Below are 12880 nucleotides of genomic sequence, written 5' to 3'. Positions count from 1 at the left end.
GCATATAATTTATCCTGTTAAACTTTGAAAACACTCATTTTAGAAGTAAGTTTACTTAATTCATTTTCAATTACTATGTCATTCAAATACTGCTTGGTTTTTGTTTTATTACTGAATTTATTTTTAGGACGGGCACAAGAAGGCAATTATAAATTCAATAACTTTGGTAACCGCTCTATTTTACTAGTAGGAAACGTTACTGGTAGTGTATCAGATTTAGGTTTAACTTATTACAACCCTTCTTTCCTAGCTAACACAGACAATGTTGGTTTTTCCTTAAACGCAAAGGCTTATCAACTAGTAAACCTAAAACTCAAAAGCTCTACAATTGATGATGCTCAAATTAGTAGTACCAAGTTTAATAGTGCTTCAACCATGGCGGGTGGAGTATTTAACTTATTCAATACGCGTTTTGCCTATTCCTATTTAACAAAATCTAACAACAATACGAACATAAGCTATAGCAAAAGTTATCTTAACGATGATATTTTAAATCAATTTCCAAATGCAAAAAATCACCATGCCAATATTAATTTAAATACAGACTTAAAAGATGATTGGACTGGAGGCTCTTGGGCCTATAAAGTAAATGAAAACTTCAATTTAGGTGTATCAGCCTTTGTTTCTTTGTATAAATATGGAGGAAGCTCTTTAGTGAATCATATTGTAGAATCCGGTGATGACGACATAGCCTTTTACCAGAATACCGTAAGTTTCAATCAAAAATCTTATGGCTTATTTATGAAACTTGGTGCAAACTACAAGTTTCCAAAATTTGTTGTAGGCTTAAATATAAATTTACCTTACTTAGAAGTTGTTAAAGATGGAAGCTTTTCTTATTCTAAAATTGTTTCAGGTGTTGGTCCTGGATCAAACCAATACCTTGATTATAATTTTGATGATTTAACAGCAAAAAGAAAAGTTCCTTTAGGAATATCTGTTGGAACAGGAATTCCTATAAACAGGGGAAAATTTCATTTAAATATTGATTATATAACAAGTATGACTAAATACACCAGGTTAACCATACCAGATATTGATACTGGCAGTGGAGAACAAGAACCTGTAAATTTTGATGAAGAACGCAAAGCGGTCCTTAACATTGGTATTGGTGTAGAATATAGGCTTCGTGATAATCTGAAGGCCTATGGTGGTTTCTCAACAGATTTTAATTCATTAAAAAACAGTGCCAATATTTTCGATATTTCTACCAGTGAAAATAAATCCATTAATACTGGTGAAGACTTTTATCACCTTAGTGCTGGAATTGATTGGAAATTAAAATGGTTAAGTATTATATCTGGTATAACGAACACAAATAGCTCAACTTCATTTGTAAGCCCATATACTATTAACTTTGGAGACTCAAACATCACTAACGAACCAAATACGCAGTTAAAGTACACACGCTGGCAATTTGTAATTGGTATTGATGTGCCTATTCTTAATAAAAAATTAAAAAGCTTTAGTAGTGAGGACTAAAACTTCCAGGGTAAAATCATCTTTATTAATTTCAAAACTAATTTTCAACACACTAAGAAATGACATAAAAAAAGCCTATTAACAAAGTCAATAGGCCTGATTTACAAATTAAGAATTAGACTTAACTTTTCTTCTTCTTCTCTTCCAATTTGTTTACAGTATCGTACATTATTGGCGTTGCAATAAATAATGATGAATAGGTACCAACAATAACACCAACTATCAAAGCAAACATAAAGCCTCTTATCGAATCTCCACCAAAAATAAAGATTGCCAATAATACCACTAATGTAGTCAAAGAAGTATTTAATGTTCTACTTAATGTACTGCTCAATGATGCGTTAACCACTTTATCAAATTTCCATGTTGTATGCTCATTAAAGAATTCACGAATTCTATCAAAGACAACCACCGTATCATTTAATGAGTAACCAATTACTGTAAGAATAGCTGCGATAAACGCTTGGTTTATTTCCATATTAAACGGCATAAACTTATAAGTTAAAGAGAATACACCCAATACGATTAATACATCATGAAATACAGCAGCAACCGCTCCTAAAGAATATTGCCATTTTTTAAATCTGAATAAGATATATAAGAACACTACTATCAATGACCCTAATACCGCCCAAAGTGACGCTTGCTTAATATCATCTGCAATGGTTGGTGTTACTTTATAAGATTCTAATAATCCTACTTGTTTATTCTCATCATTTAGATCAATGAATTTTTCATAAGATATACCTTCTAAATGGGGTACTAATGCCGTATAAAGTGATTTTCTAATTTCTTCGTCAATAGCTGAACCAGATTCGTTTACCTTATATTTCGTTGTAATTTTCAACTGATTTTCAGAACCAAATGTTTTAGCATCTGCACTACCAAAAACAGCAGGATCAGATAGTAAGTTCGTAATTTCAGAGGCTGAAACATCTTGAGCAAAACGTACTTGATACGTCCTACCTCCAACAAAATCTACACCTTGATCTAAACTATTTGTAAATAATGAACCTAAACTTAAAAGAATGAAAGCACCCGAAATTGCATAAGCCACTTTACGCTTCGTTAAGAATTCAATATTGATATTTCTAAATAAGTTTTTAGTAATTCCTGTAGAGAAATCCAGCTTACCTCCTTTATTCGCATACCAATCAATTAACAATCTAGTAATAAATATTGCGGTAAATAATGATGTAGCAATACCAATTAATAAAGTAGTTGCAAAACCTTTTATAGGACCTGTCCCAAATATAAATAAAATCAATGCTGTTAAACCAGTAGTAATGTTAGCATCTAAAATTGAAGATAAGGCATTGCTAAATCCATCTTGAATAGATTCTAACTGCCCCTTACCTTTAGCTAACTCTTCTCTAATGCGCTCAAAAATAAGTACGTTAGCATCCACAGACATACCAATAGTTAATACAATACCAGCAATACCAGGTAAAGTCAACACAGCTCCTAATCCAGATAAAACACCAAAGATTAATACGATGTTTAACATCATTGCGATATCAGCAAATCCACCAGCTTTTCCATAATAAAAGATCATCCAAATTAACACTAAGGCCAATGCGATTAAGAAAGACATGGTACCACTTTCTATAGCTTCTTTACCTAAAGAAGGTCCAACCACCTCACTTTGAATAATATCTGCAGAAGCAGGTAATTTACCAGCACGCAATACGTTTGCTAAATCTATGGCCTCATTTAATGTAAAATCTCCAGAAATAGAAGAACTACCACCAGCAATTGGTCCTGTAGTTACACCTGGAGCAGAATATACAACGTCATCTAAAACAATAGCTATTTGGCTCCCTTGCGTATATGCCTTGCCGGTCATTTCTTCCCAAATTTTTGCTCCTTTTGCATTCATCTGCATAGACACTTCCGAATTTCCTGTTGGGCCAAATTGGTTTCTAGCATCCGTTACTACAGCGCCACTTAATTGAGGTACATTTTCTCTGTTTCCTACTAAAGCATATAAATCTACAAGCTCGCTACCCTTTTCTGGCTTACCAAAAACAAACTTAACATAACGTTGTTCGGCAGGTAGTAAAGCTCTAACTTCTGATTTGTTTAAGTAATCAATAACTTTAGCCTTATCTTTAATTTCAAACTTCGCAATAATTGGTCCTCCTTGGTATCCTTGCCCTCTTAGTAAATCAAAAATTGGATTAGCAGCTTGAACGGCCGTTGAATCTGTTTCAGCATCACCCAGTAAATCATCAATCTGAGAATCTTGTGCATCTTCCTCATCTTGCGGCTCTACCTCTCCATCTACTTTTTCTTCAACAATACCTTTCAAAACTTCATTAGCTTGAGCCAAAAACGGAAAGAATTGCTCGCCTTTATAAGCATCCCAAAATTCTAACTGCGCCGTACTTTGTAATAAACTTGTAGCACGTTCAACATCTTTTACACCGGGTAATTCTACTAAAATACGTCCTGAGTTCCCTAAACGTTGAATGTTTGGTGATGTTACCCCAAACTCGTCAATACGTTTGCGCAATACTTCAAAAGCAGAAACAATAGACTCGTCAATCTTGGTTTCTATAATGCCTTTTACATCATCATCAGACATACTTCCATCTATTTCGCCATCTAAAGCTTTAGTATAAAATATATCTGGAGATGCTAATTTTGTATCTCCCTTAATAGCATCAAATGCAACAAAGAAATCTTCTAAATATGTGTTTTGACTATTTTTTTGCAATTCTGAAGCATCATCTAAAGCCTTATTAAATACAGGATCGCTAGTATTATTTGCAAGCCCTTTTAAAATGTCTTTTACAGATACTTGAAGAATTACATTAATTCCTCCTTTTAAATCTAGACCAAGATTCATGGCCTTTTGTTTCACTTCGTTATAAGTGAACTTTGCAATACCAATATTATAAACAGTATCAGTAGCGATTGACTGTAAATAATTTGCTTCTTCTTGACTACGTTTAGCACGATAATCGTCCTCTGTTTCAGAAACTGCATTTATAGCTATTTCCTCTGCTTCATTTTCTATTTGACTTGATTTGAATGTGAATGAAAGTTGATAAAGACTTACCAATCCAAACAAAATAGCAAATAGTTTTACTAATCCTTTGTTTTGCATTTTTTAATTTTTTTGATCAATTTTTTAAACGGGCAAATATAGAATTTACCTCGTACATTTGACAGTATGTTAAATTTAAATAAGGTTGAATACCTTCTTTTTTAAACAGAAGGCTTTTTTCGGAAAATTTTGAGTAATACAAATTTATAGAGCGATTCTTTTCGGCTCTTATTCACCTCAAAAGAATCTGATATAAACAAACCTCAACTACAATAATGGTCCTGCTCGAACTTCAGGTATGGTATGTAACGTCTCTCTAATAGCAACAGAGACGTTCTTTTGAACCCTAAAAGCTACATTTGAAACTTGGGTTAAACGCTTAAGCTCCAAATTCCCAGCAGAGAAATTAATATTTGGATCTAAAAACCGGTCACTTTTAACTTCTACTTCTAATGTAAAAGCACCGTCAAAATCCCAACCTGAATCACTCGAAGATTGAATTTCGTAGACATTAATATTATATGCAATACTATTTTCAGGAGAAGGAAATTCTGAAGCCCCCCTACCTGTTGTGCCACTTTGATAGTTAAGATCTAAATTATGTGCTTTGGCAAAACTGTTTTTTATGCTAGAAATATCAGCATCACAGTAGTAGCTAATTTTTAGCTTACCATTTCCCTGAGACTTAATTTGAATATTTTCAACACCCAACGCCTCAAGTTGCTTTCTTACAATTAAAATAGTGTGTTTAGCGTCTTCAGAGGTTAATTCAATATCTGAAAACTGTAATATAATCTCCTGGTTAGGGACAGCTATTTGTTGCTGCGAAATAACACCAAACAAAGTCAGTAAGAAAATAAAAGCACTAATGCACCATCTTGCTATCATGCGCCAAATATAAAAAAATAAAGACTGTATTGCTACAGTCTTTAAATAATTATCATTTTTGGATATTGAACATTACAATTCTAATAGTCCGTTAGTCTTTTTAACACCCTCTGCACTAGCTTGCATATGTGCTTTTTCAGCGTCGCTTAAAGGAATATCAACTATTTTCTCTATACCGTTTCTTCCTAAAATTACTGGAACACCAATACAAATGTCATTTAAACCATACTCACCCTCTAACAAAGTAGAACATGGAAACATTTTCTTTTGATCACAAGCTATAGCCTGAACTAAACCACTTACTGCAGCTCCTGGTGCATACCAAGCAGAAGTTCCTAACAATTTTGTAAGTGTTGCTCCCCCTACTTTCGTATCTTCTTTTACTTGATTTAAGCGGTCTTCATCTAAAAACTCCGAAACTTTAATACTATTTCTAGTAGCGTGACTAGTTAATGGCACCATTCCTGTGTCACTATGCCCTCCTATTACCATACCATCAACATCACTAATTGGTGCTTCCAAAGCTTCTGCCAATCTATATTTAAAACGAGCAGAATCTAAAGCCCCACCCATACCAATAATTCTATTTTTAGGTAATCCTGTAGATTTATGAGCTAAGTAAGTCATCGTATCCATTGGGTTACTCACAACAATAAGAATTGTATTTGGAGAATGTTCAATTAAACTAGAAGATACTGTTTTCACAATACCAGCATTAATTCCAATTAATTCTTCTCTAGTCATACCAGGTTTACGAGGAATACCAGATGTTATCACACAAATATCACTACCTGCGGTTGCACTATAATCATTAGTAATACCAGTTATTTTGGTATCAAAACCGTTTAATGATGCACACTGCATTAAATCCATAGCTTTTCCTTCAGCATATCCTTCTTTAATATCTAACAAGACCACCTCTGAAGCGAAATTCTTAATAGCGATATACTCTGCACAACTTGCACCTACTGCCCCTGCTCCTACTACTGTTACTTTCATTTTTAAATTTTTTATTATTAGTAATTTGATTTGTAATTTATATCACAAAAATCAAAACTTTAAATCATAATATATATGATTTCAATCATGAATTTTTGGAACTTTTTCTGAGATTAATTTTCAAAAACAAGCTCTGCAAAATTACGAATTAAAACACTCTTAATAAAAAAAGTACAGAACAAAATCCTGGACTTTTAAAAACAAAAACTTAAAAATATTAACTAAAACTAATCAATCATTTTCTTAATAGATTTGATTTTATCTAAATCCAAAGTTCATACCAACAGAGAAGACATTAAAATCTGAAATTTGATATTCGGCATTAAGTCTAAAAACACCTAGTTTCAATTTAGTTCCTAAAGTCCCTCGTAGGTCTGAAACTTTACTTGACACGGAAAACGGATCAACAAGAGGATCAGCTGAAATATTACCATCGGTTACTATATAAGTTCCTTTTAAACCAGAATCTGAAGTACCTGAAATAAATCCAATTCCACCGTAAAAATTAATAATAGGCAACTTTGTTGATCCAATTAATTGAAATAACCAAGTACTGGTATCGTTTTCAACGCGTTGATTTTCACCAGCGATACCCGAAGTGTTGGTAATATCAAAAGTAGTATTAACTTTAGTATATGCTATCAATCCAGAAATTGCAACTGGCATATAAATATCATCCGAAAGCCATTTTGTAAATTCAGCTTGAAGCGCTCCACCGTACAATCCAAAATCAACATCATCAACATTTATATTGGGCACGAAACGTGCTTTCACCTCTAAACCATTACTTATCCCTAAAGCCCCTTGAATTACAGCTGTAGGTATGAAATCAATATTTTCTGCGCCTAATCCTGAAGGTAGAGTCACCGAAACTTGTTGATTACCAAATATTGGGTCTTCATAGGTAAGAAGCACTTCAACATCTGGATTATTTTCTCCTAAAACAGTTGAAACTTTTTGAGAATTCTCACCTGTAAGAAATTCAACATTATTATATATCTCTGTATTCATCAAAAACGACTTCTTTTCGTCTTTAATTGGTCCATAATTACCAATAATAGATATTTCAAAACCTCCCAAGGGTTTAACCTTAGCCGTATTAAACCAATTAGCATTCATGCTATGCATCAAGCCATTGGTACCTGGTTTTAAATAATCATTTGCAAATCTTTGTGTATCTTCTACACCAGCAGCAAGAAGAACATCTAAACTATTATCTATTTGCGCGTTAGATGTCCATACTAGAGAACACAGTAGTAAGATTAAAAACTTCTTCATTTTTTATAGATTTGGTTGGACAAATATATGCAAAAACCAACAAATAATGTATTTTGTCGTTTAAAAATGTCTTTTATCGGTTTTTATAACAGCATAAATAGTTTAAACCAAAACAAAACTATATAAGGTATTAAACCAAAAATAATAATACATTAGCGTTTCAGGCGTTTATTATAAAAAAGAAATAAAAATGAAGAAGATATTAGCGATACTTACTATGGTAATACTTTTTAATGCGTGTTCTAATGATGAGAGCAGTAACGAAGTCCAGGCCATAAATAAAGTGCTTAATCGCCAAAGCACTGGAAGTTCAGCAAATGACTTGCTCTCAGACGACAAGTTCACAAGTATCAGAATAGAGTTGGTCTATGTTGAAGGGTTCGAACCCACGCAACAAACCGTAGATAACTTTATTTCATTTTTGACTGACCTCACATTTAAACCTGCCGGAGTAATAGTTGAAAAAAGATCGATAGTTTCTCCAGGAAAAGACACTTATACAATTGAAGAAATTGCTGATATTGAAAGAGAACAGCGAAAAAATTATAATGCGATTGATGAAATTGCCGTTTGGGCTTTATTTATAGATGGTAAATCTGATAATGATGAGGGCAACGAAGTGGTTTTGGGTACAGCCTATTGGAATACATCTTTTGTTATTTATGAAGAGACCATTCAAGGGTTAAGTGATAGCCCTTTTGAAGCCAACAGAACGACGTTAGAATCTACCGTTATTAACCATGAGTTTGGGCATATATTAGGTTTAACAGATTTAGGATCTCCCATGCAAACAGAGCATGAAGATGAAGAAAATCCAAATCATTGTAATATTCAAGAATGTTTAATGTATTGGGAATCTGAAGTGTCAGGAGGACGTTTCAACTTATTAAACAAGAGTAATATCCCTCAGCTAGACGCTCAATGTTTGGCCGACCTTAAAGCTAATGGCGGTAAATAATTAGTTAAAAAAAAAGCCGCCAAATAAATTGGCGGCTTTTTTTTTATAGTGTTAAAATTATTTAAGCGTCAATATTTGCATAAATAGCATTCTTCTCAATAAAATCTCTTCTTGGTGGCACTTCATCACCCATTAACATCGAAAATATTCTATCAGCTTCTGTTCCATTATCTATCTGAACTAAACGCATTGTTCTGAATTCAGGATTCATAGTCGTATCCCAAAGTTGTTCTGCATTCATTTCACCAAGACCTTTATAACGTTGAATTTTTGAACCATCACCAAATTCTGAAACAATTTCATCACGCTCAGCATCCGACCATGCATAACGTTTTTTAGCACCCCGTTTTACCAAGTACAATGGTGGTGTTGCTATATATATATGACCATTTTCAATTAACTCCTTCATGTATCTAAAAAAGAATGTTAAAATAAGCGTTGCAATATGACTACCATCAATATCGGCATCACACATAATAACTACTTTATGATACCTTAATTTAGACAGGTTCAATGCTTTGCTATCCTCTTCTGTACCAATAGTTACACCTAGTGCGGTAAAAATATTCTTAATCTCCTCGTTTTCAAAAACCTTATGTGTCATAGCCTTTTCCACATTTAATATTTTCCCACGAAGTGGCAGAATAGCCTGAAATGCTCTATCACGACCTTGTTTTGCAGTTCCACCTGCCGAATCTCCCTCAACAAGAAATACTTCACATTTTGCAGGGTCTTGCTCTGAACAATCTGATAATTTACCAGGTAAGCCTCCAATACTCATAACTGTTTTACGCTGCACCATTTCACGAGCCTTCTGAGCTGCATGACGTGCTTGTGCTGCTAAAATCACTTTCTGTACAATAGTTTTAGCATCATCAGGATGTTCTTCCAAATAATCTGTCAACATTTCAGAAACGGCTTGACTTACAGACGCAGACACTTCCCTGTTTCCTAATTTAGTTTTGGTTTGCCCCTCAAATTGAGGCTCTTGAACTTTCACCGACACAATTGCTGTTAAACCTTCACGGAAATCATCACCAGAAATGTCAAACTTCAACTTATCAAGCATTCCAGAATTATCCGCAAACTTTTTAAGCGTATGAGTTAAACCACGACGGAAGCCTGATAAATGCGTTCCTCCCTCGTGTGTATTAATGTTGTTTACATAAGAATGTAAGTTTTCAGCGTAAGATGTGTTATAAATCATGGCAACTTCAACAGGGACACCATTTTTTTCGCCTTCAAAAGAAATAACATCTTTCATTAAAGGCTCTCTGGTTGCATCCAAATATTGAATAAACTCAGATAAACCTTCCTCAGAATGAAACGTCTCACCTTCAAACTCACCATCTTCTTTTTTATTCCTTCTATCAACTAAATGAACAGTTATTCCTTTATTTAAATAAGCCAACTCACGCAGCCTACTCGCAAGTGTATCATAACTATACTCCAAAGTCTGTGTAAAAATAGTTGGATCTGGTTTAAAAGTAACAGTCGTACCACGTTTATCTGTTTCACCTACGGTTTTTACAGGATATAAAGTTTTCCCGCGTTCGTATTCTTGCTCGTAGATATTTCCATTTCTATAAACTGTTGCTTTTAAATGCTCGGACAAAGCGTTTACACAACTTACACCTACACCATGCAAACCACCAGAAACCTTATAAGAATCTTTATCAAACTTTCCTCCTGCACCAATTTTAGTCATGACAACTTCAAGAGCAGAAACACCTTCTTTTTTATGTAAATCTACAGGAATACCACGACCATCATCTTCCGTAGTAATCGAATTATCTTCATTAATTATTACCGTAATATTATTACAATGACCTGCTAAAGCTTCATCAATCGAGTTATCTACAACCTCATATACCAAATGATGCAACCCTCTTGTTCCAACATCTCCAATATACATGGAAGGGCGCATACGTACATGCTCCATGCCCTCTAAAGCTTGAATACTATCAGCTGAATAATTATGTTTATTAAATTCTTCCTTTGCTTCGCTCATATCCTTATAATTATCTTAATTAAAATTTGGTTTAATATCATAAAAAAAGATGCTCTTTTAGCATCCCTTTGAATACATACAAATATACGGAATTTCGGCTCCTTTAGAAAGCATTTTATCCACTCATTAATAAAATTATCAACATTTGTTGATTACCTTAAAACGTCTTAAATCGCTCTAAAAACACCTTAAAATCGATTTTAAACATTTTTCATCAATGCTAAAAACACAAAATTCACTAAGATCCCTTAAAGCCTTCTTTTGCAACTTTAATTTCATATAAAAAAAGTAATTGAAGACTTCAAACGTTGTAGTAAATACCAGTAAAAAAAATGTCTCTAAACATGATGTATGTCACTTTATGACGTTTCGGTTCGCTTTATTTTTGTTCTAGATTTCAGAATTAATTACAGATGAAAAATAGAAAAAGAAAACAACTAAAATTATTATTTTTTCTGAATTTAATAATTCCATGTATTTTACTGAGTCAAAATAAAGAGGAATTTAAACCAACTTTTAAATGGAACGTGACTGGCCAAATATGGCTTCGATATTCGGATTTAAATGAAGGATCACTTATTAATAACGAACCCGTTTCAAATTTTACCGATGTGTCACTTAGGAGGTTACGTATACCAATGTCTTCTCAAGTCACTCCAAAAATTTTCGCCTACGCCATTTTAGGTGGAAACAACTACAATTTCAAGGATAAAACCTTTGCGATTGAGGTTTTGGATTTATATGTTGAATATTCGTTTGCCAAATTTTTAGAAGTAGGCTTAGGAAAATCCGGATGGCAAGGTTTAAACAGATGGAATATCAGGTCTAGTAAAACCATGATGGGCCTAGATTCTCCTTTATTCACATTGAATTCAGTTGAAAAAAATGATGACCTAGGACGATTATTCGGATTTTGGTTTAAAGGACAAGCAGGTCAATTTGATTATAGGTTAGCTTTTAACAGGCCTTTTATGGTTAAGAACGCTCCTAATGGGGAGGTTAATTTTGCAAACAACAAACCAAGAATCAAAACCTCAACCTATGTGAAGTATCAGTTTTTTGAGCATGAATCAAACAAATCTGCGTACCAAACGGGCACATATTTACAAACAAAAAAAGTATTTAATATTGGAGTAGGTTACCAATTTCAACCTAAAGCTATGAGTGATGGTGATGCTAGTCTACCTGAAACTACGTTTTATGATATGGAACACTGGGCGATTGACTCATTTTTAAATCTGCCCTTAGCAAACGATGATGCTATTACGGCATATTTGGGATATTACGACTATGGTTTTGGAGAAAACTACATCAGAAACGTAGGTGCCAACAACCCAACCACTGGCGGAAGTGGAACAGACTTTAATGGCCCAGGTGTTGCATTTCCAATGATTGGTACAGGCACATCTTGGTACATGCAATTTGGTTATGCTTTTAAACAAACGCAACTTATTAATCATGCGGTCGTTATTCAACCCAATATTGCCATCCAACACTCAGATTGGGATGCGCTTAATGATAAAATGACTGTTTTTGATTTTACTACTAACTTTTTAATAAATGGATCTCACAATAATAAAATCAGTTTAGGATACCAATACAGACCCATCTTTGATGCAACCACGATAGGACAAAAAGATTATAAAGGAATGGCTGTTTTACAATACCAAATTTCCTTCAAATAGCAAAACCTCTTCGATTAATAGCTTTTTCAGAAGTAGTAAAACGTCATTTTACTACTTTTTGCATTCATAGCGCTTTCAATATTCTGAATTATTAAAGGTTTTAATATCGAATTTACTAATGAAATCGTAGTTATACTAAAGAATTCAAAGCAATAAAAAGTCCTATCTAACTTTAAAGAGCTGAGACTGTATTCTACATAAAAACTTTCGTAATTTTACAGGCTTAATTTTGAGTAATAAATCAAACAAAAAGACATGAGTAAAATTATGACAGTCGACGTATTGTCGAGTATTAAAGGAGCACAGCCATCAGAGACTGTGAACAAATTATTTGAAGTGATTAAAAACGCTAATACCTCAAATAATAATTCTTTTAATAATAATCATAATAATGCTGTGTCTTTAGATAATTTAAGGGATGATATTGTAGTTAATAGTCCTTCAGCTGAAAAGCAAATTATCATTGAAAACTTTCCGAAAGAAAAAGATGGTTATCTCGTTGTTTCTAAAGTTATAGAAGAATAGTT

General features: G+C 33.5%; 9 protein-coding genes. 4 read left to right on the top strand and 5 right to left on the bottom strand.

What is annotated here, in order from left to right:
• The first annotated feature begins 24 nt into the window (after positions 1–24).
• Positions 25–1482 (top strand): hypothetical protein, encoded by a 1458-nt coding sequence (locus Q0857_RS09515; protein WP_298534327.1) that lies wholly within the window; start codon positions 25–27, stop codon positions 1480–1482.
• Between the two features lie 121 nt (positions 1483–1603).
• Here Q0857_RS09515 and secDF read toward each other — a convergent pair whose 3' ends face one another.
• The 4 genes from secDF to Q0857_RS09495 all read right to left on the bottom strand — a co-directional run bounded on the left by secDF (position 1604) and on the right by Q0857_RS09495 (position 7699).
• A complete protein-coding gene (gene secDF, locus Q0857_RS09510) occupies positions 1604–4594 on the bottom strand; it encodes a protein translocase subunit SecDF (protein ID WP_298534325.1) in 2991 nt (996 codons plus the stop codon).
• A 207-nt stretch (positions 4595–4801) separates the two neighbouring features.
• Positions 4802–5422 (bottom strand): hypothetical protein, encoded by a 621-nt coding sequence (locus tag Q0857_RS09505; RefSeq protein ID WP_298534321.1) that lies wholly within the window; start codon positions 5420–5422, stop codon positions 4802–4804.
• 72 nt (positions 5423–5494) lie between these two features.
• Positions 5495–6421 carry a malate dehydrogenase gene (gene mdh / locus Q0857_RS09500; RefSeq protein ID WP_298534319.1) on the bottom strand — a complete coding sequence of 309 codons (927 nt, stop codon included), beginning with the start codon at positions 6419–6421 and terminating at the stop codon, positions 5495–5497.
• A 258-nt stretch (positions 6422–6679) separates the two neighbouring features.
• On the bottom strand, positions 6680–7699 hold the full coding sequence (locus Q0857_RS09495; RefSeq protein WP_298534317.1) for a DUF6588 family protein: 1020 nt from the start codon (positions 7697–7699) through the stop codon (positions 6680–6682).
• Positions 7700–7889: 190 nt separating this feature from the next.
• Here Q0857_RS09495 and Q0857_RS09490 point away from each other — a divergent pair, with 190 nt between their 5' ends.
• Positions 7890–8657, top strand: coding sequence for a membrane metalloprotease (locus Q0857_RS09490; protein WP_298534315.1), 768 nt, complete (start codon positions 7890–7892; stop codon positions 8655–8657).
• Positions 8658–8718: 61 nt separating this feature from the next.
• Here the strand turns inward: Q0857_RS09490 and gyrB are convergent, their stop codons facing one another.
• On the bottom strand, positions 8719–10668 hold the full coding sequence (gene gyrB / locus Q0857_RS09485) for a DNA topoisomerase (ATP-hydrolyzing) subunit B (protein ID WP_298534312.1): 1950 nt from the start codon (positions 10666–10668) through the stop codon (positions 8719–8721).
• Positions 10669–11081: 413 nt separating this feature from the next.
• On the opposite strand from gyrB, the gene Q0857_RS09480 reads away from it, so the two are divergent.
• Both Q0857_RS09480 and Q0857_RS09475 read left to right on the top strand, forming a co-directional pair.
• The gene (locus Q0857_RS09480) at positions 11082–12353 is read left to right on the top strand and encodes a porin (protein WP_298534310.1); all 1272 of its coding nucleotides are present in this window, start codon (positions 11082–11084) and stop codon (positions 12351–12353) included.
• A 255-nt stretch (positions 12354–12608) separates the two neighbouring features.
• A complete protein-coding gene (locus tag Q0857_RS09475) occupies positions 12609–12878 on the top strand; it encodes a hypothetical protein (protein WP_298534308.1) in 270 nt (89 codons plus the stop codon).
• The last annotated feature ends 2 nt before the right edge of the window (positions 12879–12880 follow it).

Source organism: uncultured Algibacter sp. (assembly GCF_947495925.1).
In the GTDB taxonomy this organism is placed as follows: Bacteria; Bacteroidota; Bacteroidia; order Flavobacteriales; family Flavobacteriaceae; genus Algibacter_E.
This window is presented reverse-complemented; position numbering and strand designations above follow the sequence as displayed.

Bases quoted from the DNA above. Each gene is read 5' to 3' on its own strand.
- Q0857_RS09495 (WP_298534317.1), bottom strand. From the start codon at position 7,699: ATGAAGAAGTTTTTAATCTTACTACTGTGTTCTCTAGTATGGACATCT.
- Q0857_RS09490 (WP_298534315.1), top strand. From the start codon at position 7,890: ATGAAGAAGATATTAGCGATACTTACTATGGTAATACTTTTTAATGCG.
- Q0857_RS09505 (WP_298534321.1), bottom strand. From the start codon at position 5,422: ATGATAGCAAGATGGTGCATTAGTGCTTTTATTTTCTTACTGACTTTG.
- secDF (WP_298534325.1), bottom strand. From the start codon at position 4,594: ATGCAAAACAAAGGATTAGTAAAACTATTTGCTATTTTGTTTGGATTG.
- gyrB (WP_298534312.1), bottom strand. From the start codon at position 10,668: ATGAGCGAAGCAAAGGAAGAATTTAATAAACATAATTATTCAGCTGAT.
- Q0857_RS09480 (WP_298534310.1), top strand. From the start codon at position 11,082: ATGAAAAATAGAAAAAGAAAACAACTAAAATTATTATTTTTTCTGAAT.
- mdh (WP_298534319.1), bottom strand. From the start codon at position 6,421: ATGAAAGTAACAGTAGTAGGAGCAGGGGCAGTAGGTGCAAGTTGTGCA.
- Q0857_RS09475 (WP_298534308.1), top strand. From the start codon at position 12,609: ATGAGTAAAATTATGACAGTCGACGTATTGTCGAGTATTAAAGGAGCA.